Origin of the sequence: Pseudomonas sp. GM84 (genome assembly GCF_000282535.1) — a bacterium.
In the GTDB taxonomy this organism is placed as follows: Bacteria; Pseudomonadota; Gammaproteobacteria; order Pseudomonadales; family Pseudomonadaceae; genus Aquipseudomonas.
Map to the genome: position 1 here is coordinate 1 of NZ_AKJC01000319.1, position 22,599 is coordinate 22,599.

The following is a 22,599-nucleotide window of genomic DNA, read 5'->3' on the forward strand; positions in this document are numbered from 1 at the left end:
TGGCGGCCGCCGCCGTCAGCAGGATCGGCCGGCGACGGTGGTTGGTGGCTTCCATCACCGCGTCCCACGGCGAATAACCCTGGGCCTCGAACTCATCGATCTGGGTCACCAGGATCACCGAGTTACGGATGATGATGCCTGCCAGCGCCAGAATGCCGAGGATCGCCACGAAGCCCATGGGCGTCCCCGTGGGCACCAGCGCCAGGACCACCCCGATCACCCCCAGCGGCGCCACGCTGACCACCAGGAACAGCTTCTGGGTGCTGTGCAACTGGATCATCAGGAAGGTCGCCATGAGGAACAGCATCAACGGAATGACCTTGCGAATCGGCCCCTGGGCCTTGGCACTCTCCTCCACCGTACCGCCGGTTTCCACTTGATAGCCGACCGGCAACTTGCTGGCGAACTCGTCGATGCTCGGTTTGAGCTGGGCCACCAGGTCGGTGGGCTGTATATCGCCATTGACCGAAGACTTGATGGTGATGGTCGGTTTCCGGTCGCGGCGCCACACCAGCGGTTGCTCCAGCTCGTAGCGCACCGTGGCGAACGCCAGCAGCGGAATCGAGGTGCCGCTTGGGGTAACGATCTGCAGGTTTTGCAACGTGTCCGGCGAGCCCCGCTCACTGTCCACGGCGCGAGCGATGACATTCACCAGGTAGATGTTGTCGTTCACCTGCGTCACCGGTGCACCGCTGACGATGCTGTTCATCACATTGGCCACGTCCTCGGAAGACAGGCCCAACTGGCGCGCCTTGTCCTGGGCGATTTCCACCCGCAGCACCTTGCCGGGCTCGTTCCAGTCGAAGATCATCTCGCCGATGTGCTCGTTGCTGTCGAGCAAGGTGGCCAGGTCGATGGCATGCTTGCGCACCATGTCGATGTCCGGGCCACTGACCCGGTACTGCATCGGCCGCCCCACCGGCGGGCCCATTTCCAGTGACTGGACGTTGGTGCCGATGCCGACGAACTCTTCGTGCAGAATCTTCTGCAGGCGCGCCATCATTCCCGCGCGCTCCTCGAAGCCTTTGCTGACGATCACCAACTGGGCGTAGTAGGGGTTCTGCAGCTGCTGGTCCAGTGGCAGGTAGAAGCGAATGGCGCCCTCGCCGATGTAGGTGCTCCAGTGCACCAGGTCCGGGTCGTCCTTGATGCGCGCCTCAAAACGGTCGACCACCTTGCGTGTCTCTTCGATCGAGGCGTTTTGCGGCAGGTTGAGGTCGACCAGGATTTCCGGACGGTCCGAGGACGGGAAGAACTGGTTTTGCACGAACCGCAAGCAGAACAGCGAGAGGGCGAACAGCAGGATCGTACCAATGATGGTCAGCCAGCGATGGCGCATGCACCACACCAGCCCACCTTCGAACGCCCGCCCGACCCGGCCAGGCTCGGCCTCATGCGCCTTGAGCTTCTCAGCCTTGAGAATATGCACACCCAGCACCGGTGCGAAGAACACCGCCACCACCCAGGATACGATCAGGGCCACGGCGATCACCGCGAACAAGGTGTAGGTGTACTCACCGGCCGAACTGCCATTGAGGCCGATCGGCACGAAGCCGGCCACGGTCACCAAGGTGCCGGTAAGCATGGGGAATGCCGTCGAGGTGTAGGCGAACGTCGCCGCCTGCTCCTTGGTATCGCCCAGTTCCAGCCGCGTGACCATCACCTCCACGGTGATCATCGCATCGTCCACCAGCAACCCCAGGGCAATGATCAGTGCGCCCAGCGAGATCCGCTGCATGGTGATGCCGCTGTACTCCATGAACACGAAGACCATGGCCAGCACCAGCGGGATCGAACAGGCCACCACCAGCCCGGCGCGAATCCCCAGACTGACGAAACTCACCGCCAGGACGATCACCACCGCTTCGAACAGGGCGCTGGTGAAGCCTCCCACGGCCTCCTTCACCACCACCGCCTGGTCAGACACGGTGTGCACGCCAACGCCCACCGGCAGGTCGTTGATCACGCTGTCCATCTTCTGTCTCAGCGCAGCACCGAACACCTGCATGTTGCCGCCCGCCTTCATGCCGATCGCAAGGCCAATGGCGGGCTGGCCGTTGTAGCGGAACATCGGTGACGGTGGGTCGACGTAGCCGCGCTCGATATCGGCAATATCACTCAGGCGGAAGAAGCGGTCGTTGATGCGCAGGTTGACCGTCTGCAGGTCTTTCTCCGAGGCGAACTGCCCGGTGGTACGTACCGAAATGCGCTCAGGTCCAGCCTCGATCACCCCGGCCGGGGTCACCGCGTTCTGCTGTTGCAGGGCCTGCATGACCTGGCGCTGGTCGATGCCCAGGGCCGCCAGCTTGCGCGTGGAGAACTTCAGGTAGAGCACTTCGTCCTGGGTGCCGATCAGCTCGATCTTGCCGATGTTGGGCACCTCGCGCACCTGGGCGCGGGTTTGTTCCACGTAGTCGCGCAACTGACGATGGGTCAGGCCGTCCGCGGTAAAGGCGTAGATCGAGCCGTACACGTCACCGAACTCGTCGTTGAACGCCGGCCCCTGGATGCCTTGCGGGAACTGGCCGCGGATATCCTGGATCTTCTTGCGCACCTGGTACCAGATTTCCGGGATGTCGGGCGCCTTGGTGGTGTCGCGCAAGTAGACGTAGACGGTGGACTCGCCGGGGCGGGTGTAGCTCTTGGTGTAATCGAGGGAGTCGAGCTCCTCGAGTTTCTTCTCGATGCGGTCGGTGATCTGGTAGAGCGTTTCGTCCTGGGTCGCACCTGGCCAGCGGGTCTGGATCACCATGGTCTTGATGGTGAACGACGGGTCCTCCTCACGTCCCAGGTTGAAGTAGGAAAAAATGCCCATCAGCAGGCCGACGAACATCAGGTACCAGACGAACGACTGGTGACGCAGCGCCCATTCGGAGAGGTTGAAGCTTCCTTTCATTGTGAATCCTCGGCGAATGTGACCTTCTGGCCAGGCTTGAGACTGTTTACGCCGGCGGTGACAACACGCTCGCCGGGTTGCACGCCGGAGGCCAGCACGATGCTGTCGTCCGTGCGCTCGATCAACTTCACGTCACGCATCGCAACCGTTTTCTGCTGCGGGTCGATCACCCACACTTGCGTCTTGCCCTCGTGCTCCAGCAGCGCACTGCGGGGCAGCTCGCTGCGCGGGGTAATCGCCGAGGTCAGGGTGACGCTGATCGCGGTCCCCAGATGGAAGGCACTCGGCGTGCTGGCCAGGGTCAGGCGGGCGCGCCGGGTGCGGGTGGCAGCATCGGCCTGGGGCCCCAGTTCGCGCAGGGTGGCGGTGGTATTGATGCTGCTGTCCAGCTGCGAGGCGACCGTGAAGGTGAGGTCCTTGGTCAGCGCTTCGGCAATGCCGATCGGCAGGTCGATCACCGCTTCCTTGACGTCCGGGCGGGCCAGGGTGACCACGGGCTGGCCCGCTGTCACCGTCTGCCCGGCCTCGGCCTGCCAGTTGGTGATGACCGCCGCATGGTCGGTGCGCAGCGTGCTGTAGTCGAGCTGGTCGCGGGCCTGGCTGAGGGCCGAGCGGGCCTGCTCCAGGCTGGCGCTGGTGGTTTTCAGGTCAGTCTGGGCAATGTCCAGCTGTGCCTGGGCGCCGACGCCGCGGTCATACAGCTGTTGCTGACGACGGGCATTGGCCTGGGCGTTGATCCATTGCGCCTGGATCTTGGCCAGGTCGCCCTCGGCGGCACGCAGCTGGTTCTGTTGATCGGTCGGGTCGAGTGTAGCCAACGTATCGCCAGGTTTTACCTGGGCACCCACGTCGAGCCAGCGGCGGGCGATGCGCCCTGATACACGAAAGCCCAGGGTGCTTTCAAAGCGCGCCTGGATAGTCCCGGCGAAGCGCCCCAGATCCGACTGATCCTGAGCTTCGACCAGGGTCGAAAGCACCGGTCGTACGGCGTCGGCGGGTGCTTCTTCCTTGCCACAGGCCGTCAGCAGCACGCCGGTCGCAAGCACAAACAGCATCCGCTTCATGGTGCGGCTCCTCCATCCTTGGCATCGACCATTTGCACCTGCATGCCCGGATGCAACAGCTGGCCGCCACTGACCACGACGGTCTCACCCCCTTTGATGCCTTGGGCGATGACGACCTTGCCGGTGAGGTAGCGGGCAACCTGAACCTTGCGCAATTCAACCTTGTCGTCCTCACCCACTACCCATACGCCAGGCTCGTGCACGTCCTTGGTCAGCGCCGACCAGGGCAGCTCGATGCTCGGCCGCCCCTGGGCATTGGCCGTGGCGGTCACGGGTGAGCCAAGCTGCATGGCCGGGGGTACGTTGCGCAAGGAAACCTTGACCTGCACCGTGCCGCTTTGCGCCGACACGGTCGGCGTGATTTCACGAACGAAGCCCTGGGCCTGGACCTTGGGGTTGTCCAGCAGGCTGACGACTACCCCAGCGTCGCTGGGCGGTGCTACCAGTAGCGATTCATAGACGTTGAACACGGCGTCGCGGTCGCCATCGCGGGCAAGGCTGAAGATCGGCATGGTCGCCTGGACCACTTGCCCGACCTCGGCCTGGCGCTCGGTGATCACGCCATCGGCTTCGGACACCAACGCGGTGTAGCTCAGTTGCTCGTTGGCATTGGCCAGTTGCGCCTGGGCGGCCTTGAGTGCGCTCTGGTTGCTGCGCAGCGCCGCCTCGGCGGAATCGTATTCGCTTTGGCTGGTGTAGCCCTTGGGCAGGAGTTTCTGTTGCCGCACGAACGCCGCGCTGGCCTGGGTCACCCTTGCCTGGGCGGCGAAGACCTCGGCCTTGGCCGAGTCGACGTTGTTCTGCAGGTCTTTCGGGTCGAGTCGGGCCAGCACCTGGTTGGCCTTGACGTGATCGCCCACGTCGACGCTGCGCGAGATGATCTTGCCACCCACGCGGAATGACAGGTCGGTTTGCACCCGCGCCTGCACGTCGCCGGTGAGGGTCACCTTGGCCGCGAAATCAGTGGGTTGAACTTGAAGCACACCGACCCGGGGCTTGGGTTCCGGTGGATGTTCCTTGCTACACCCCGTGAGCAAGTACAGCAGACCCATGCCTGCCAGTAACAATGGACGCGTCACCCTCATGCAGGCTCCTAAGCTTGCGCGCAAAACAATTCGAAAAGTTGCGACTGTTAGCGTAGATCAGGGTTCCACAAACGGCACTGACAAGGATCAGTTGGTCTTTGATGGTGGGCAGGAGATTGCAGGCCAGCGCGAGCACTGTGGGAGCCGGCTTGCCGGCGATGAGGCCAGGGCAGGCGAAAGACCGTTATTGCCCTATCGCCGGCAAGCCGGCTCCCACAGGAAATCGCGTCAGCTTTTAGAAATTTGCTCCCACAAGGTACATCATCGCTTTCAAAGCCTTTGATGTACCTGTGGGAGCAGCCGATCAGGCCGACGCAGCAGCGGGCGCTGGGCGCTTGATCTGGGGTTGCGACACGTTGGCTGCAGCACCTTCCTCGATGGCCTGCTGGATCGCCTTGCGACGACGCTCTTCGGCCCGGCGGCTGAAGAACCAGACAAAGAAGGTCACCAACGACACCGACAGCAGGATCAAGCTGGCCACGGCGTTGATCTCCGGCTTCACGCCCAGGCGTACAGCGGAGAACACTTCCATCGGCAAGGTGGTCGAGCCTGGCCCGGACACGAAGCTGGCCAGTACCAGGTCATCCAGCGACAGGGCGAACGACATCATGCCGCCCGCCGCCAGTGACGGCGCGATCATCGGGATGGTGATCAGGAAGAACACCTTCCACGGCTTGGCACCCAGGTCCATGGCCGCTTCCTCGATCGACAGGTCCAGCTCACGCAGGCGTGCCGACACCACCACCGCCACGTAGGCCGCGCAGAACGTGGTGTGGGCGATCCAGATGGTGACGATGCCACGCTCCTGCGGCCAGCCGATCATCTGCGCCATGGCCACGAACAGCAGCAACAGCGACAGACCGGTAATCACCTCGGGCATCACCAGCGGCGCGGTGACCAGGCCGCCGAACAGCGTGCGGCCCTTGAAGCGGGTGACCCGGGTCAGCACGAAGGCTGCCAGGGTGCCCAGCGCCACTGCGGCCACCGCCGTGTAGCAGGCGATCTCCAGCGAGCGCATCACCGAACCCATCAGCTGGGTGTTGTCGAGCAGGCCGACGTACCACTTGATCGACCAGCCGCCCCACACCGTCACCAGTTTCGAGGCGTTGAACGAGTAGATCACCAGGATCAGCATCGGCAGGTAGATGAACAGCAAGCCGAGCACCAGCATCAGCTTGGAAAAACTGAAGCGCTTCATGCCCTGCCCTCCATTTCTTTGGCCTGGCTGCGGTTGAACAGCAGGATCGGCACGATCAGGATCGCCAGCATCACCACTGCCAGGGCAGAAGCCACCGGCCAGTCACGGTTGTTGAAGAACTCTTGCCACAGCACCTTACCGATCATCAGGGTTTCCGGGCCGCCGAGCAGTTCAGGAATCACGAACTCGCCCACCACCGGGATGAACACCAGCATGCAGCCGGCGATGATGCCGTTCTTCGACAGCGGCACGGTGATTTTCCAGAAGCTGTTGAAGGTGCTCGAACCCAGGTCCGATGCGGCTTCGAGCAGGCTCTGATCGTGCTTCACCAGGTTGGCGAACAGCGGCAGGATCATGAACGGCAGGTACGAATAGACCACGCCGATGTACACCGCCAGGTTGGTGTTGAGGATCTGCAGCGGCTGGTCGATCAGCCCAATCCACATCAGGAAGCCGTTGAGCAGGCCGTTGTTGCTGAGGATGCCCATCCAGGCATAGACGCGGATCAGGATCGCGGTCCAGGTCGGCATCATGATCAGCAGCAGCAGGACCGTCTGGGTTTCCTTCTTGGCGTTGGCAATGGCGTAGGCCATCGGGTAGCCGATCAGCAGGCACAGGAGGGTGCTGATGAACGCCATCTTCAACGAGCCCAGGTAGGCCGAGATGTACAGTTCGTCCTCGGTCAGCAGGCCATAGTTGGCCAGGTTCAGCACCAGCTGGATCTTGTCCTCGACGTAGCTGTAGATCTCGGTGTAGGGCGGGATCGCCACGTCTGCTTCGGCAAAGCTGATCTTCAAGACGATGAAGAACGGCAGCATGAAGAACAGGAACAGCCAGATGAACGGCACGCCGATCACCAGGTGCCGCCCCTCCGGGGTAAGGCGCTGGAACGCTCGCTTGAGCTTGCGAAGTTTCATGACCGCAGTACCACGCCGCTGTCGTCTTCCCACCACACGTACACTTCATCGCCCCAGGTTGGCCGGGTGCCCTGGCGCTCGGCGTTGGCGACGAACGACTGGACCACCTTGCCGCTTGGCAGCTCGACGTAGAACACCGAGTGGCCACCGAGGTAGGCGATGTCGTGGACCTTGCCGCGCGACCAGTTGTGCTCGCAGGTCGGTTGCTGGGTGGTGACCAGCATCTTCTCAGGGCGCAGGGCGTAGGTGATGTGCTTGTCTTCCACCGACGTGGTGATGCCGTGGCCGACGTAGATCTTGCGCTCCAGCTCCGGGCTGGCAATGATCGCGTGGCCTTCGGCGTCGTCGACCACTTCACCTTCGAACAGGTTGACGTTGCCGATGAACTCGCACACCAGGCGGCTGGTGGGGGTCTCGTAGATGTCCACCGGCGAGCCGATCTGGGCGATCCAGCCCAGGTGCATGATGGCGATGCGCTGGGCCATGGTCATGGCCTCTTCCTGGTCGTGGGTCACCATCACGCAGGTCACGCCCACGCGCTCGATGATCTCCACCAGCTCCAGCTGCATCTGCGAGCGCAGTTTCTTGTCCAGGGCGCCCATCGGCTCATCGAGCAGCAGCAGTTTCGGGCGTTTGGCCAGCGAACGGGCCAGGGCCACGCGCTGGCGCTGGCCACCGGAGAGCTGGTGCGGCTTGCGCTTGGCGTACTGGGTCATGTGCACCAGCTTGAGCATCTCGGCCACGCGGGCGTCGATCTCGGCCTTGGGCATCCGGTCCTGCTGCAGGCCGAAGGCGATGTTCTGCGCCACGGTCATGTGCGGGAACAGCGCGTAGGACTGGAACATCATGTTGATCGGCCGCTCGTAGGGCGGCATGTCGGTGATGTCGACGCCATCGAGCAAGATCCGCCCTTCAGTCGGGCGCTCGAAACCGGCCAGCATCCGCAGCAAGGTCGATTTGCCGGAACCGGAGCCACCCAGCAGGGCGAAGATCTCGCCTTTGCGGATTTCCAGGGACACATCGTCCACGGCTACCGTTTCGTCGAACTTTTTTGTGACCCGGTCGATTTTGACCAGCACCTGCTTGGGTTGCTGGCCACCCTCGAGGGCTTTCTTATAGGCACCGGAGGCAACTGCCATGAGTGAAACTCCCAACAAGATTTTGTTGCCCGCCGCGCTTGAGTGGCGGGCCTGGATTGTTACTTGCCCGACTTGACCTTGGTCCAGCTGCGGGTCATCAAACGTTGCACCTTGGGTGGCAACTCACTGTTGACGAACATCTTGTCCAGCACTTCCTGCGGTGGGTATACCGCGGCGTCAGTCCTCACGGCCTGGTCCATCAGGTCGCCAGCCTTGGGGTTCGGGTTGGCGTAACCGACGTAATCACTGACCTGGGCGATAACCTCAGGCTTCAGCAAATAGTTGATGAAGGCGTGGGCCTCCTTGACGTTCTTGGCGTCCTTGGGAATCGCCAGCACGTCGAACCAGAGGTTGCCGCCTTCCTTGGGAATCGCGTAGGCCAGGTTCACGCCCTTCTTCGCTTCTTCAGCACGGGCCTTGGCCTGGAACACATCGCCGGAGAAACCTGCCGCGACGCAGATGTCGCCGTTGGCCAGGTCGGTGATGTACTTGGACGAGTGGAAGTAGGTCACGTAGGGGCGAACCGCCAGGAGCTTCTTCTCGGCCTTTTCATAGTCCTTGGCGTCGGTGCTGTTGGGGTTCAGCCCCATGTAGTTGAGCACCGCCGGCAGCATCTCGTCGGCCGAGTCGAGGAAGGCCACGCCGCACTTGGAGAGCTTCTTCATGTTCTCGGGCTCGAACAGCACCGCCCACGAGTCGATGGTGTCCACGCCCAGCGCGGCCTTCACCTTGTCGACGTTGTAGCCGATGCCGTTGGTGCCCCACAGGTAGGGCACGGCGTACTGGTTACCCGGATCGTTCTTTTCCAGGCGTTTCATCAGCGCCGGGTCCAGGTTGGAATAGTTTGGCAGCAGGCTCTTGTCGAGCTTCTGGAACGCGCCCGCCTTGATCTGCTTGCCAAGGAAATGGTTGGACGGCACCACCACGTCATAGCCGGTGTTGCCGGCCAGCAGTTTGCCTTCCAGGGTTTCGTTGGAATCGAAGACGTCCTGCACAGGCTTGATGCCCGTGGCTTTCTCGAAGTCCGCGAGTGTGGTCGGGCCGATGTAATCGGACCAGTTGTACAAATGCACCGTAGGCGCCGCTTGGACGCTGCATGCCAGCGTCAGGCCCGCTCCAGCCATCAAGGCCTTGCGTAAAACAGAAATAGACAAGTGGGTGGTCCTCACAATCAGTGCCTTGGTAACGGCGCAGTGCTGCCGCGCAGGAAAAACCGGCGCGCAACTTACCTTCGCAGCTTCAATGCCGCAATCATCAATTGCCATTCACTGGCTCTGGGCCGGCAACCCCCGGCCCAGAGATGTTGCATCAGGCTTACTTGCCCGACTTGATCTTGGTCCAGCTGCGGGTGATATCGCGCTGGGCCTTGGCTTCAGGAGCCGCGATCGCGTACAGCTGCTTCTTCACTTCAGCTGGCGGATAGATGCTCGGGTCGCTGGTGATGTCCTTGTCGACGAACTGAGTGGCAGCAGCGTTGCCATTCGGGAAGCGCACGGCGTTGGTGATCTCGGCCATGATTTCCGGCTGCATCAGGAAGTCCATGAACTTGTAGGCAGCTTCTTTATGCTCGGCATCCTTGGGGATGGCGACCATGTCGTAGAAGGTACCGGCACCTTCTTTCGGAATGATGTAGTCGACCTTGACCTTGTCGCCGGCTTCGTGGGCGCGGGCCTTGGACTGCTCCAGGTCACCCGAGTAGCCGACGGCTACACAGATGTCGCCGTTGGCCATGTCGCCAATGTACTTGGACGAGTGGAAGTAGGTGATCGAAGGACGGATGCTGAGGAACAGGTCTTCGGCCGCCTTCAGGTCTTCTTTCTTGGTGCTGTTGGTTGGCTTGCCCAGGTAGTGCAGCGCGGCCGGGATCATTTCGGTCGGCGCATCCAGGAAGCTCACGCCGCAGCTCTTGAGCTTGGCGATGTTCTCAGGCTTGAACACGGCGTCCCACGAGTCGATCTTGTCCACGCCCAGCACGGCCTTGATCTTCTCCGGGTTGTAACCGATGCCGATCGAGCCCCACATGTACGGGAAGGCGTGCTTGTTGCCCTGGTCGCTGGCGTCACCGACGGCCTTGAGCAGGTCTTCGTCGAGGTTCTTCCAGTTCGGCAGCTTGGAGCGGTCCAGCTCCTCATAGACGCCGGCCTTGATCTGCTTGGCCAGGAAGTTGTTGGACGGCACGACGACGTCATAACCCGACTTGCCCGCCAGCAGCTTGGCTTCCAGGGTTTCGTTGCTGTCGAAAACGTCGTACTTGACCTTGATACCTGTCTGTTTCTCGAACTTGGCGATGGTGTCCGGAGCGATGTAGTCCGACCAGTTGTAGACGTTCAATACTTTGTCTTCAGCCTGAACAGCAGTAGCCATGGCACCCATCAGGGCTGCGGCCAGCAACGTCTTGCCCATTTTATTCATGCGTCATGCTCCAGATTTTTTTGATTAGCCATCCGTTCAGCAGCCAGGTCCCGCAGTACACGCGTTGGGCGACTGAAACAGTCGCTAGTCTGGCAAGTTACAAGGCGCTGTTTCAAGGAAAGCAGCCCCTTGTAACCAACTAATGTCACAACGCTAGCCTAGCAAAGGCTCAACGGATCGCTTCGAGGGTCAGATCCAGGCACTTGCGCGCCTTTTCCACCAGCTCGTCGACCTCCGCATGGCTGATCACCAGGGGTGGTGCAATGATCATGGTGTCGCCCACCGCGCGCATGATCAGGCCGTTTTCGAAGCAGAAGTTGCGGCACACCATGCCCACGCCCTTGCCTTCGTAGCGGCTGCGGGTGGCCTTGTCCTTGACCAGCTCGATCGCACCGAGCAGGCCCAGGCCGCGAACCTCTCCCACCAGCGGGTGGTCCTGCAGTTCCCGCAGACGTTTTTGCAAGTAGGGTGCCACTTCCGTGCGTGCGTGCTCGACAATCTTCTCGTCGCGCAGGATGCGCAGGTTTTCCAGGCCCACGGCCGCTGCCACCGGGTGCCCGGAGTAGGTGAAGCCGTGGTTGAAGTCGCCGCCTTCGCTGAGCACGTTGGCCACCGTGTCACGCACGATCACACCGCCCATGGGGATGTAACCGGAGGTAAGACCCTTGGCGATGGTCATCAGGTCGGGCTTGAGGTCGTAGTAGTCGGAGCCGAACCACTCGCCGGTACGGCCAAAGCCGCAGATCACTTCGTCGGCGACGAACAGGATGTCGTACTTGGCGAGGATCTCCTTGACCTTCGGCCAGTAGGTATCCGGTGGGATGATCACCCCGCCCGCACCCTGGATCGGCTCGGCGATGAAGGCGGCGACGTTGTCTTCGCCCACTTCCAGGATCTTCTTCTCCAGCTGCTCGGCTGCCCACACCCCGAATTCGTCCGGGGTCATGTCGCCGCCTTCGCCGAACCAGTACGGCTGCGGGATGTGCACGATGCCCGGAATCGGCAGGCCACCCTGCTCATGCATGCCACTCATGCCGCCCAGGCTCGCGCCGGCGACGGTGGAGCCGTGATAGCCGTTGATGCGGCCGATGATGGTCTGTTTCTGCGGCTTGCCCTTGAGCGCCCAGTAATGGCGGACCATGCGCAGCACGGTGTCGTTGCCTTCGGACCCGGAACCGGTGAAGAACACGTGGGTCATGCCCTCGGGGGCGACGTCGGAGATGGCCTTGGCCAACTCCAGTGCCGGCGGGTGCGCGGTCTGGAAGAACAGGTTGTAGTACGGCAGCTCGCGCATCTGCTTCTCGGCAGCCTGCACCAGCTCTTCGCGGCCATAGCCGACCGCCACGCACCACAGGCCGGCCATGCCATCGAGGATCTTGTTCCCCTCGCTGTCCCACAAATGCACACCCTGGGCCTTGGTAATGATGCGCGGCCCCTTCTCCTTCAGCTGCTTGTAGTCACTGAAGGGTGCAAGGTGGTGCTCGCCGCTCAGGGTTTGCCATTCACGGGTTTGCGGGTTTTTGACGCTCATGTGCTTCTCCAGGGTCCGCAGGCCGCCGGAGGGCGGCCTCAGGGGGTTGATCACACAGCAAACAGCAGGAACTCACGCTCCCAGGAGCTGATGACACGCTTGAAGTTCTCATGCTCGGCGCGCTTGGTGGCGACGTAGCCGGTGATGAATTTCTTGCCCAGGTACTGGGTCAGCGCACGGCTGATCTCCATGCGCTCCAGGGCATCTTCGATGGTCAGCGGCAGGCGCAGGTTGCGCCGCTCGTAGCCACGACCCACGACCGGAGCGCTGGCTGCGATGCCTTCGACCATGCCGATGTAGCCACACAACAGGCTCGCGGCAATGGCCAGGTAAGGGTTGGCGTCGGCGCCCGGCAGGCGGTTCTCGACACGGCGGTTCTGCGGGCCGGCATCCGGTACGCGCAGGCCGACGGTACGGTTCTCCTCGCCCCACTCGACGTTCACCGGTGCCGACGTGTCAGGCAGGAAGCGGCGGAACGAGTTGACGTTGGGGGCGAACAGCGGCAGCGCCTCGGGAATGAATTTCTGCAGGCCACCGATGTGGTGCAGGAACAGTTCGCTCATGCTGCCGTCTTCATTGCTGAAGATGTTCTTGCCGGTGGTCGCGTCGACCACGCTCTGGTGCAGGTGCATGGCACTGCCCGGCTCGCCGGTCATCGGCTTGGCCATGAAGGTGGCGGCCACGTTGTGCTTGAGCGCCGCCTCGCGCATGGTGCGCTTGAACACCAGGATCTGGTCGGCCAGGTGCAGGGCGTTGCCGTGACGGAAGTTGATCTCCATCTGCGCCGTGCCGTCTTCGTGGATCAGCGTGTCGAGGTCCAACTGCTGCAGTTCGCACCAGTCGTAGACATCCTCGAACAGCGGGTCGAATTCGTTGGCCGCTTCGATGGAGAACGACTGGCGGCCTGTTTCCGGGCGGCCCGAGCGGCCTACCGGCGGTTGCAGCGGGAAGTCCGGGTCTTCGCTGCGCTTGGTCAGGTAGAACTCCATCTCTGGCGCGACGATCGGCTGCCAGCCCTTGTCGGCATAGAGCTTGAGGACTTTCTTGAGGACGTTGCGCGGCGACAGTTCGACCGGGTTGCCCTTCTTGTCGTAGGTGTCGTGGATGACTTGCGCGGTCGGCTCGATGGCCCAGGGCACGAGGAACACAGCGTCTTCGTCGGGCCGGCAGATCATGTCGATGTCGGCCGGATCGAGCAGTTCGTAGTAGATGTCGTCGTCGACATAGTCGCCGGTCACGGTCTGCAGCAGCACGCTCTCGGGCAGGCGCATGCCTTTTTCGGCGATGAACTTGTTGGTCGGCGAGATCTTGCCGCGAGTGATGCCGGTCAGGTCACTGATCAGGCATTCGACTTCGGTGATCTTGTGCTCTTTCAACCAATCGGTGAGCTGGTCGAGGTTGTTACTCATAGATACCTCAGGAGGTAATGTGGTCCGCGCATTGATTCTGGATGGAGTGGATTGCTAAAGCAAAAACACTCACGCAGAAGCACAGTGGATACACTGGAAACGAGCGTGTCCGTAATGAGTTAGAAAGGCACGAAGACAAGAAGCGCAGCGAAATAACGCTACGAGGTGAGGTCCGGGCGCGCAAACCGTCAATTATTGCGGCCAGGGCGACCACAACGCAGTTGATGCTTGCAGGAACGACAGGGATACCCGAGCGCACTGCATAGGCAGCGCTTTCAGGTCGCGACAAGCGGACCATGTGACCCTCGTATTATTGTGTTCTGGGTTGAGGCCGAGCTTAGCCTTGTTCATTTTTTTACACAACACCTCCGTAAAAAATAAAACACGGCGTGTCGGAGATAGCCCTTGGCGGCGGAAATAGCGGATAATGGCACGCCCAGATATGCAGCAAATCTGCCGTCGATGTGCCATTTCAGGGCATCATGGGGTTGGCTTGACATCAGTAGGGCTTTTCGATTGACTGGTCTTGCAAGCCCCCCTTGATTGATATTTTTAACAACAAAGGTGTTGCATCATGTCGGTACCCCCGCGTGCCGTTCAGCTTAACGAAGCGAACGCGTTCCTTAAGGAACATCCTGAGGTTCTCTACGTTGACCTTCTGATTGCAGATATGAATGGTGTGGTGCGTGGCAAGCGCATAGAGCGCACCAGCCTCCACAAGGTTTACGAGAAAGGCATCAACCTGCCTGCCTCCCTCTTCGCCCTGGACATCAACGGTTCTACCGTCGAAAGCACCGGGCTTGGTCTGGACATCGGTGATGCCGACCGCATCTGCTACCCGATTCCCGGCACCCTCTCCAACGAACCCTGGCAGAAGCGCCCTACCGCGCAGCTGCTGATGACCATGCACGAAATCGAAGGTGAGCCGTTCTTCGCCGACCCGCGTGAAGTGTTGCGCCAGGTGGTGAGCAAGTTCACCGACATGGGCCTGACCATCTGCGCCGCGTTCGAGCTGGAGTTCTACCTGATCGACCAGGAGAACGTGAATGGCCGCCCGCAGCCGCCACGCTCGCCGATCTCGGGCAAGCGCCCGCAGTCGACCCAGGTGTACCTGATCGACGACCTCGACGAATACGCCGACTGCCTCCAGGACATCCTCGAAGGTGCCAAGGAGCAAGGCATTCCGGCCGATGCCATCGTCAAGGAAAGCGCCCCGGCGCAGTTCGAAGTCAACCTGCACCACGTCGCCGACCCGCTCAAGGCCTGTGACTACGCCGTTCTGCTCAAGCGGTTGATCAAGAACATCGCCTACGACCATGAAATGGACACCACCTTCATGGCCAAGCCCTACCCGGGCCAGGCAGGCAACGGCCTGCATGTACACATTTCCGTGCTGGACAAAGATGGCAACAACATCTTCACCAGCGAGGATCCCGAGCAGAACGCCGCGCTACGTCATGCTGTCGGCGGTGTGCTCGAGACCCTGCCCGCGTCCATGGCGTTCCTTTGCCCGAACGTCAACTCGTACCGCCGTTTCGGCGCGCAGTTCTACGTACCGAACGCGCCGAGCTGGGGCCTGGACAACCGCACCGTGGCCCTGCGCGTGCCGACCGGTTCGCCGGATGCCGTGCGCCTTGAGCACCGTGTGGCGGGTGCCGACGCCAACCCGTACCTGATGATGGCGGCCGTGCTGGCCGGCGTGCACCATGGCCTGACCAACAAGGTCGAGCCCGGTGAGCCGATCGAAGGCAACTCGTACGAGCAGCTGGAGCAGAGCCTGCCGAACAACCTGCGCGATGCCCTGCGCGAGTTGGACGACAGCGAGATTCTCAACAAGTACATCGATCCGAAGTACATCGACATTTTCGTCGCGTGCAAGGAAAGCGAGCTGGAGGAGTTCGAGCACTCGATCTCCGACCTCGAGTACAACTGGTATCTGCACACTGTGTAAATGAAAACGCCGCCCTCTGGGGCGGCGTTTTTCATTCCGGACCGTGTCGCCTTCTTCGCGGGACAAGCCCGCTCCCACAGGTACAGCGCTGAGTCTCTGGCCTATGGGGTACTTGTGGGAGCGGGCTTGCCCCGCGAAAGGGCCGGCCCAGGCGCTCCACCTACAACGGTTTCTCGAAAATCTTCGAATTTCGCTGGTAGTTGTACAGCGAAGCCCGCGCCGCCGGCAGTCGCTCCACGCCACTGGGCGCAAAGCCACGCTCACGGAACCAGTGCGCAGTCCGCGTGGTAAGCACGAACAGCGTATTCAAGCCCAACTGCCGCGCCCGGCCCTCGATGCGCTCGAGCAGCTCATCCCCGCGCCTGCCATGGCGGTATTCCGGGCTCACCGCCAAACAGGCCAGCTCACCCGCCTGCGAATCGGCAATCGGATACAACGCCGCACAAGCGATGATCATGCCTTCGCGCTCGACCACGCTGAACTGCTCGATCTCCCGCTCCAGCACCTCACGCGAGCGCCGTACCAGGATTCCCTGCTCTTCCAATGGGCTGATCAGCTCCAGCAAGCCACCGACATCCTCGATGGTCGCCTCGCGCACCACTTCGAACTGCTCCTGCGACACCAGCGTACCGCCGCCACCGCGGGTGAACAGCTCGGTGAGCAGGGCGCCGTCCTCGGCATAGCTGACGATATGGCTACGGGCCACGCCGCCCTTGCACGCCTCGGCCGCCGCATCCAGCAACTCGCCTTGATAATCGCTGCCCAGCCGCGCCAGGTGCGGGCCGATCTGCTGCGGACGCAGTTCACGCACCAGCTTGCCCTGCTCGTCCAGCAAGCCAGGCTCGGCGCCGAACAGCAGCAATTTGTCGGCACCCAGCTCGATGGCGGCGCGGGTGGCCACGTCTTCGCAGGCCAGGTTGAAGATCTCGCCGGTAGGCGAGTAACCCAGCGGCGACAGCAGCACGATGGAACGCTCGTCGAGCAGGCGGCTGATGCCTTTGCGGTCGATGCGGCGCACTTCGCCGGTATGGTGGTAGTCCACCCCTTCGAGCACGCCGATAGGACGCGCGGTCACCAGGTTGCCGCAGGCCACGCGCAGGCGTGAGCCCTGCATCGGCGATGCGGCGATGTCCATCGACAGGCGCGCCTCGATGGCCAGGCGCAATGCCCCTACTGCATCGATCACGCAGTCCAGCGTGGCGGCATCGGTGATGCGCATGCCACGGTGGTAATGCGGGGTGAGGCCACGGGCCGCCAGGCGGCTCTCGATCTGCGGCCGCGAACCATGCACCAGCACCAGGCGCACGCCAAGGCTGTGCAGCAGCACCAGGTCGTGAACGATATTGCCGAAATTCGGGTGTTCCACCCCATCGCCGGGGAGCATGACGACGAAGGTGCAATCGCGATGGGCATTGATGTACGGGGAGGCATGACGCAGCCAGTTGACGTAATCGGGCATGACAGGGCCTGTGGATAAAGTGGACGGAGAACGGTAGATGACACAGCGTTCAGGATCATCGTCGGAACAGGCTTGCGGTCACGCGCGGTCTCCTCTAGGCAACAACGAATCAGCAGGGTGGACGTTTAATGAAGGCAATAGTGCCGGATCAGGTCACGCAATAGACGCACGGTAGGCTCGATTCGTGACATTTCCAGGTATTCGCCGGGCTGGTGGGCACAGGCGATATCACCGGGGCCGAGCACGATGGTCTGGCAACCCAGCTGCTGAAGATAAGGTGCCTCGGTGCCGAACGCCACCGCTTCGGCGCGATGCCCGGTCAGGCGTTCGGCCACCTGCACCAGCTCGGCGTCGGCGACCTGCTCGAACGGCGGCACCGCCGGGAACAACGGCGCGTAGTCGATACGAACCTCGTGGCGTTCGGCCACAGGCTGCAGCTTGGCCCGAATGGCCGCGCGCAGCTGCTCCACGTCCATGCCCGGCAGCGGGCGCAGGTCGAACTCCAGGGCGCATTGGCCGCAAATGCGGTTGGGATTGTCACCGCCGTGAATGCAGCCGAAGTTCATGGTTGGCGTGGGCACGCTGAATTGCGGGTTGCGGTAGGTATCCTGCCACTGCCGGCGCAGGCCCATCAGCTCGCCCATCACCGCATGCATGGCCTCCAGGGCGCTGTGGCCCAGGCTTGGGTCCGACGAATGGCCACTGCGCCCGAGGATGTCGATGCGATCCATCAGAATGCCCTTGTGCATGCGGATCGGCTTCAAGCCGGTGGGCTCGCCGATCACCGCCGCACGGCCCAGCGGCCGCCCGGCTTCGGCCAGGGCGCGGGCGCCGGACATCGAGCTTTCTTCATCGCAGGTGGCGAGGATGAGCAGGGGCTGCTTGAAGTCATGCTCGAGCAAGGGGATCACGGCCTCGATGATCAAGGCGAAGAACCCCTTCATGTCACAGCTGCCAAGGCCCACCCAGCGGCCGTCGACCTCGCTCAACTTGAGCGGGTCAGTGGCCCACAGCTGTTCGTCGTAGGGCACCGTGTCGCTATGCCCGGCCAGCACCAGGCCACCGGGACCGGTGCCGCGGCTGGCCAGCAGGTTGAACTTGCCTGGGCTGACCTGCTGGATGTCGCAACTGAAACCCAGGTCGCCCAACCAGCCCGCCAAGAGGTCGATGACCTGGCGGTTGGACTGGTCCAGCGCAGGCTGGGTGCAACTGACCGAGGGCGCGGCGATCAACGCGGCAAACTGGTCTTTGAGCGTGGGCAACGGCATGCGCGTACTCCTCGGAAGCGTTGCCCATCATAGGGCCATCCGCCGTAAGGAATAAACCGTTGCCAGCCCAGTCCTGTAGACTGCACGGCTATCACGCCCTCCCTTCGAGCCTGCGATGCACAAAGAAACCGAACTCAAGCTCCGCGCCAGCCGCGATACCCTCGCCGCCCTGCGCGAGCACCCTCTGCTGAAAAAGCGCAACAAGTCCGGCTGGCAGACCCGCGAACTGCTCAACCAGTACTTCGACACCCCCGAGCGTGACCTTGCCGCCGCCCGTGTCGCCCTGCGCCTGCGCCGCGATGGCGAGGAAGTCATCCAGACCCTGAAGTGCCGTGGCCAGAGCGTCGCCGGCTTGTCCGAGCGCAACGAGTACGAATGGCACCTGGACAAGGTCAAGCTCGACCTGAAAAAGCTCGACGCCACCTGCTGGCCCGAGCAACTGGCCGAACTGGACAAGAAAACCATCAAGCCGCTGTTCACCACCGACTTCACCCGCGAATACGCGGAAATTGCCTGGGGCCGTGGCAAGAGCAAGGTTGTGATCGAGGCCGCACTGGACCAGGGCTTCGTGATTGCCGGCAAGCGCAAGGAAGAAATCTGCGAGCTGGAGCTGGAGCTGCGCGAAGGCGAACCCGAAGCCCTGCTGGAGCTGGCCGCCGAACTGGCCGCCAGCCTGCCACTGATGCCGTGCGACATCAGCAAGGCCGAGCGCGGCTATCGCCTGATGGAGCCGGACAGCTACGAGCTGAGCCTGCCTCACACCGAGCTGGAAGCCGAAATGGCGCTGGACGATGCCTTCACTGCCCTCGCCTGGCAGCTGCTGGGCAGCAGCCAGCGCCTGGCCGAGCAGTACCGCCACAATGGCCACTGGCGCCTGCTGCAGGACTGGGTGCAGTGCCTGGCCGAGCTGCGCGCAGTGGTCGGCAGCCTGGGCCAGGCCGCGCCGCGTGCCACCACCCGCGAACTGCGCGCCAGCCTCGACGCGCTGCTGGAAGACTGGCGCCCGCTGGTGCAAGCCGGCAATGACGACGAAGACATCCGTCGCGCTGCCCCCGAGCAGTTCAGCGATGAGCTCGAGGACGTGCGTTGGGGTCAGTTCTCCCTGGAAACCTCGCGCTGGTTGCTGGCTCGCAGCTGGACCGTCGAGCGCAAGGGCCGCGGCGAGCGCCAGGGCAAGGCACAACTGGCCAGTTGGCTGGCCCATTTGCTGGGCGAGGAAGGCCGGGCGCTGAAGCTGCCGCTGTATACCCAGCGTCCGGAAGACCTGGCCGAGCAGTTGCCGCGTATCGAACAGTTGCTGGTCTGGTTGCGTCATGCACGTCAGGTGCTTGAAGCGCCGCAGATGGACCGCCTGTATGGCGACCTGAAGAAGCTCCACGAGCTGGCGGAGCAACCGCTGTCCGAGGAGCCTGACGCGCTGCTGGAAGCCCGTATCGAACAGGCTCGTGCGATCGATCAGAGCCGTGGCTGGAAGCATCTGCTCAGGGCTTGATACCCGCTGTGCCCCCGTCGCCGGCAAGCCGGCTCCCACAGGAACCCCACAGCCCTGTAGGAGCCGGCTTGCCGGCGATGGGTTCACCGCTTCAATGGCAGGCTGGTGGTGGACTTGATCTCCGACAGCGCCACGATCGAGTTGACCTCCTGAATACCCGGCACGTTCGACAGTTTTTCGAAGAAGAACCGCTCATAGGCTTCGATGTCCGACGTGACGATGCGTAGCAGAAAATCCACCGACCCCATCAGCACATAACACTCCAGCACTTCCTCAAAACCGCGGATCGCCTCGGTAAATTCGGTGAAGTTGGTGCGCCCGTGTGCGTTGAGCTTCACCTCGGCAAAGATCTGCGTGTTCAGGCCCACCTTCTTGCGATCGAGCAAAGTGACCTGCCCCCGAATGACCCCCTCTTCCTTCAGCCGCTGAATGCGGCGCCAGCAAGGCGATTGCGACAGCCCCACACGCTCGGCGATTTGAGCGCTGGACAGCGACGCGTCCGCTTGCAGCAGTTCGAGGATGCGGCGGTCGTAGGCATCCAGATCGCTTTGCATGACCAATTCCTGAATTGATGAGTTTTCGAATAGATCTATTCGCCACCAGGCGAAATTCATCGAATCATAGCGAAAAAAAACCGACTCCAACCTGCAAGAATTTCTCCCACCTTTGCGGAGACCAGCATGAACGCTCTCGAACGCCCCCAACCCCGTACCGATGCCTGGGCCGCCAACGCCAGCCATGCCAACGTGCACTATTGCCTGCAGGCGGAAGCCGAACCGGACAGCCTGTGCCGCGTGCTCAACCTGTTCGCCCTGCAGTTCCTGACCCCACATAGCGTGAGCGTCAGCCAGCAGGATGATCTGCTCGACATCGAAATTGGTATCGGCGGGCTCAGCTGGCATCGGGCCGAGGTCATTGCGCAGAAACTGCGCAACCTGGTGTGTGTGGGAAGTGTCAGCCTGGAGCGTCAGGTGCGAGTGGAGTTGGCGGTGGTCTGATCCGCTGCCGCAAGACTTCGAAACCCTTTACCCCCCAGGAATCACGCCCGCCGGCTAGCCTTGCCCAGGAACTCATCACCTGGCACGGATGCCGCCATGCACACCACGGACGATCGCTCCCTAGACTTGTCGTTACTGCTGGACGCCCTGCAGCGCGACCAGCACCTGGCCGCCCACGATGCCCACCGGGTACTGGAATTCGCCACCGCACACCCTGGCCGCCACCCGCTGGAAACCATCGCCGCACTCAACCTCGAAGACCGCCGCACACCCGGCCAACGGCTGCACCTGGACAGCCTGTGTCAATGGCTCGCCCGCAAAGTCGGCCAACCTTACCTGCGCATCGACCCTTTGCAGCTCGACCTGGTGCAGGTCAACGGGCTGATATCTCCTGCCTTCGCGCGGCGCCACGGCATCTTCATCGTTGCCAGCGATACCCACGGCATCACCGTCGCCAGCGCACAGCCCTACCAGGAGCATTGGCAAGCCGACCTGGGCCGTAGCCTGGGCAAGCCGATCCTGCGTGTGCTGGCCAGCCCGCTGCAGATACGCCAGATGGGCCAGTCGATGCTCCGGCTGGCTCACTCGGTACAAGGCGCACAGCGTCAGCAGCCGGCAAGCTTCGGCGAGCTGGAACAGTTGCTGGACGTGGGCAAGCGCCAGACAGAGCCCGGCGCCGATGATGCGCCTATCGTGCACATCGTCGATTGGCTGCTGCAGTACGCCATCGAGCAACGCGCCAGCGACATTCACCTTGAACCGCGCCGCGATCAAGGACGGCTGCGCTACCGGATAGACGGCCTGCTGCATACCGTCTATGCGTTTCCGGCGAATGTGATGCTGGCGGTGGTCAGCCGTCTGAAGCACCTCGGGCGCATGGATGTGGCGGAAAAACGCCGACCCCAAGATGGCCGGATGAAGAGCCGGCTGTCAGCCGGGGGCGAAGTGGAAATGCGCTTGTCGACCCTGCCGACGCCGTTCGGCGAAAAGCTGGTGCTGCGCCTGTTCGACCCGCTGCAGTTGCAGGAAGACTTCGACCGCCTCGGCCTGGAAGGTGAACAGCTGGCTCAGTGGCGATCACTGCTGCAGCGGCGCCAGGGCATCCTGCTGGTCACAGGCCCCACGGGGTCCGGCAAAACCAGCACGCTTTACGCGAGCCTCAAGCTGTTGGCCACACCGGAGGTCAACCTGTGCACCATCGAAGACCCGATCGAGCGCCTGGAGCCGACCTTCAACCAGCTGCAGGTGCAACCGGCGCTGGACCTGGGCTTTGCCAATGGCGTGCGCGCCATGCTGCGTCAGGACCCGGACATCATCATGATCGGCGAGATCCGCGACCGCGAGACGGCGCTGGTGGCCGTGCAGGCTGCGCTCACCGGGCACCTTGTGCTCTCGACCCTGCACACCAATGACAGCTGTAGCGCCATCACCCGCCTGCTGGAGCTAGGCGTGGCCGATTACCTGATCAGGGCCACCCTCGGCGGGGTGATGGCCCAGCGCCTGGTACGCTTGATCTGCCATGAATGCCAAGGGCGCCCATCGAGCCCTTCTTGCCAGGTTTGCCGAGGTACCGGCTTCCATGGCCGCACAGGCGTGTTCGAATTACTGATACCCAGCGAAAGCCTGCGCGCACGGATTAGTGCCTCCACTGATCTGGCCAAACTGCAACGGCAAGCTCTAGCTGAAGGGTTGCAGGATTTGCGCAGCTGTGGGGAGGCCAAAGTGGCCCGTGGGCTGACCCGTTCCGATGAGGTGCTGCGCGTCTGCTCCTGAGCAAAAA

17 protein-coding genes are annotated in these 22,599 nt (G+C 62.5%); 4 read left to right on the forward strand and 13 right to left on the reverse strand.

Annotation, left to right across the window (positions count from 1 at the left end):
• The 10 genes from PMI38_RS22700 to PMI38_RS22745 all read right to left on the reverse strand — a co-directional run.
• On the reverse strand, window positions 1-2,896 hold a 2,896-nt coding region (locus tag PMI38_RS22700), incomplete at its 3' end, for an efflux RND transporter permease subunit (RefSeq protein ID WP_008099337.1).
• Window positions 2,893-3,960 (reverse strand): efflux RND transporter periplasmic adaptor subunit, encoded by a 1,068-nt coding sequence (locus tag PMI38_RS22705; protein ID WP_008099338.1) that lies wholly within the window; start codon window positions 3,958-3,960, stop codon window positions 2,893-2,895. The genes PMI38_RS22700 and PMI38_RS22705, both read right to left, overlap by 4 nt.
• Window positions 3,957-5,045, reverse strand: coding sequence for an efflux RND transporter periplasmic adaptor subunit (locus tag PMI38_RS22710; protein ID WP_008099339.1), 1,089 nt, complete (start codon window positions 5,043-5,045; stop codon window positions 3,957-3,959). The genes PMI38_RS22705 and PMI38_RS22710 overlap by 4 nt, the downstream gene beginning before the upstream one ends.
• A 304-nt stretch (window positions 5,046-5,349) precedes the next feature.
• Window positions 5,350-6,243 carry an ABC transporter permease subunit gene (locus tag PMI38_RS22715; RefSeq protein WP_008099340.1) on the reverse strand — a complete coding sequence of 298 codons (894 nt, stop codon included), beginning with the start codon at window positions 6,241-6,243 and terminating at the stop codon, window positions 5,350-5,352.
• Window positions 6,240-7,160: an ABC transporter permease subunit gene (locus tag PMI38_RS22720; protein ID WP_008099341.1), complete on the reverse strand. Its 921-nt coding sequence runs from the start codon at window positions 7,158-7,160 to the stop codon at window positions 6,240-6,242. Before PMI38_RS22720 ends, PMI38_RS22715 begins: the two co-directional genes overlap by 4 nt.
• On the reverse strand, window positions 7,157-8,299 hold the full coding sequence (gene potA, locus PMI38_RS22725) for a polyamine ABC transporter ATP-binding protein (protein ID WP_008099342.1): 1,143 nt from the start codon (window positions 8,297-8,299) through the stop codon (window positions 7,157-7,159). Before potA ends, PMI38_RS22720 begins: the two co-directional genes overlap by 4 nt.
• A gap of 59 nt (window positions 8,300-8,358) precedes the next feature.
• A complete protein-coding gene (locus PMI38_RS22730) occupies window positions 8,359-9,453 on the reverse strand; it encodes a polyamine ABC transporter substrate-binding protein (RefSeq protein ID WP_008099344.1) in 1,095 nt (364 codons plus the stop codon).
• 160 nt (window positions 9,454-9,613) lie between these two features.
• Complete coding sequence (locus PMI38_RS22735; RefSeq protein ID WP_008099346.1) at window positions 9,614-10,711, reverse strand: polyamine ABC transporter substrate-binding protein; 1,098 nt, start codon at window positions 10,709-10,711, stop codon at window positions 9,614-9,616.
• 169 nt (window positions 10,712-10,880) lie between these two features.
• On the reverse strand, window positions 10,881-12,242 hold the full coding sequence (locus PMI38_RS22740; RefSeq protein WP_043274083.1) for an aspartate aminotransferase family protein: 1,362 nt from the start codon (window positions 12,240-12,242) through the stop codon (window positions 10,881-10,883).
• Between the two features lie 50 nt (window positions 12,243-12,292).
• Window positions 12,293-13,651, reverse strand: a complete 1,359-nt coding sequence (locus PMI38_RS22745; protein WP_008099348.1) for a glutamine synthetase family protein — start codon at window positions 13,649-13,651, stop codon at window positions 12,293-12,295.
• A 574-nt stretch (window positions 13,652-14,225) separates the two neighbouring features.
• On the opposite strand from PMI38_RS22745, the gene PMI38_RS22750 reads away from it, so the two are divergent.
• Window positions 14,226-15,602, forward strand: a complete 1,377-nt coding sequence (locus PMI38_RS22750; RefSeq protein ID WP_008099349.1) for a glutamine synthetase family protein — start codon at window positions 14,226-14,228, stop codon at window positions 15,600-15,602.
• Window positions 15,603-15,762: 160 nt separating this feature from the next.
• On the opposite strand, the gene argA is transcribed toward PMI38_RS22750, so the two are convergent.
• Window positions 15,763-17,061: an amino-acid N-acetyltransferase gene (gene argA, locus PMI38_RS22755; protein WP_008099350.1), complete on the reverse strand. Its 1,299-nt coding sequence runs from the start codon at window positions 17,059-17,061 to the stop codon at window positions 15,763-15,765.
• Window positions 17,062-17,186: 125 nt separating this feature from the next.
• Window positions 17,187-18,329 carry an acetylornithine deacetylase gene (gene argE, locus PMI38_RS22760; protein WP_008099352.1) on the reverse strand — a complete coding sequence of 381 codons (1,143 nt, stop codon included), beginning with the start codon at window positions 18,327-18,329 and terminating at the stop codon, window positions 17,187-17,189.
• 115 nt (window positions 18,330-18,444) lie between these two features.
• On the opposite strand from argE, the gene PMI38_RS22765 reads away from it, so the two are divergent.
• Entirely contained in the window at window positions 18,445-19,821 is a 1,377-nt protein-coding gene (locus PMI38_RS22765) for a CYTH domain-containing protein (protein WP_008099354.1), read from the forward strand.
• 83 nt (window positions 19,822-19,904) lie between these two features.
• Here the strand turns inward: PMI38_RS22765 and PMI38_RS22770 are convergent, their stop codons facing one another.
• Complete coding sequence (locus tag PMI38_RS22770) at window positions 19,905-20,375, reverse strand: Lrp/AsnC family transcriptional regulator (RefSeq protein WP_008099356.1); 471 nt, start codon at window positions 20,373-20,375, stop codon at window positions 19,905-19,907.
• Window positions 20,376-20,501: 126 nt separating this feature from the next.
• Between PMI38_RS22770 and PMI38_RS22775 the strand changes: the two genes are divergently transcribed.
• A complete protein-coding gene (locus PMI38_RS22775; protein ID WP_008099358.1) occupies window positions 20,502-20,819 on the forward strand; it encodes a hypothetical protein in 318 nt (105 codons plus the stop codon).
• A gap of 96 nt (window positions 20,820-20,915) precedes the next feature.
• A complete protein-coding gene (locus tag PMI38_RS22780) occupies window positions 20,916-22,592 on the forward strand; it encodes a GspE/PulE family protein (protein ID WP_008099360.1) in 1,677 nt (558 codons plus the stop codon).
• The last annotated feature ends 7 nt before the right edge of the window (window positions 22,593-22,599 follow it).

Coding starts and splice junctions, on each gene's coding strand:
- PMI38_RS22715 (WP_008099340.1), bottom strand. CDS start 6,243: ATGAAGCGCTTCAGTTTTTCCAAGCTGATGCTGGTGCTCGGCTTGCTG.
- PMI38_RS22710 (WP_008099339.1), bottom strand. CDS start 5,045: ATGAGGGTGACGCGTCCATTGTTACTGGCAGGCATGGGTCTGCTGTAC.
- PMI38_RS22780 (WP_008099360.1), top strand. CDS start 20,916: ATGCACACCACGGACGATCGCTCCCTAGACTTGTCGTTACTGCTGGAC.
- PMI38_RS22745 (WP_008099348.1), bottom strand. CDS start 13,651: ATGAGTAACAACCTCGACCAGCTCACCGATTGGTTGAAAGAGCACAAG.
- PMI38_RS22720 (WP_008099341.1), bottom strand. CDS start 7,160: ATGAAACTTCGCAAGCTCAAGCGAGCGTTCCAGCGCCTTACCCCGGAG.
- PMI38_RS22740 (WP_043274083.1), bottom strand. CDS start 12,242: ATGAGCGTCAAAAACCCGCAAACCCGTGAATGGCAAACCCTGAGCGGC.
- PMI38_RS22705 (WP_008099338.1), bottom strand. CDS start 3,960: ATGAAGCGGATGCTGTTTGTGCTTGCGACCGGCGTGCTGCTGACGGCC.
- potA (WP_008099342.1), bottom strand. CDS start 8,299: ATGGCAGTTGCCTCCGGTGCCTATAAGAAAGCCCTCGAGGGTGGCCAG.
- PMI38_RS22765 (WP_008099354.1), top strand. CDS start 18,445: ATGCACAAAGAAACCGAACTCAAGCTCCGCGCCAGCCGCGATACCCTC.
- argE (WP_008099352.1), bottom strand. CDS start 18,329: ATGCCGTTGCCCACGCTCAAAGACCAGTTTGCCGCGTTGATCGCCGCG.
- PMI38_RS22775 (WP_008099358.1), top strand. CDS start 20,502: ATGAACGCTCTCGAACGCCCCCAACCCCGTACCGATGCCTGGGCCGCC.
- PMI38_RS22770 (WP_008099356.1), bottom strand. CDS start 20,375: ATGCAAAGCGATCTGGATGCCTACGACCGCCGCATCCTCGAACTGCTG.
- argA (WP_008099350.1), bottom strand. CDS start 17,061: ATGCCCGATTACGTCAACTGGCTGCGTCATGCCTCCCCGTACATCAAT.
- PMI38_RS22750 (WP_008099349.1), top strand. CDS start 14,226: ATGTCGGTACCCCCGCGTGCCGTTCAGCTTAACGAAGCGAACGCGTTC.
- PMI38_RS22735 (WP_008099346.1), bottom strand. CDS start 10,711: ATGAATAAAATGGGCAAGACGTTGCTGGCCGCAGCCCTGATGGGTGCC.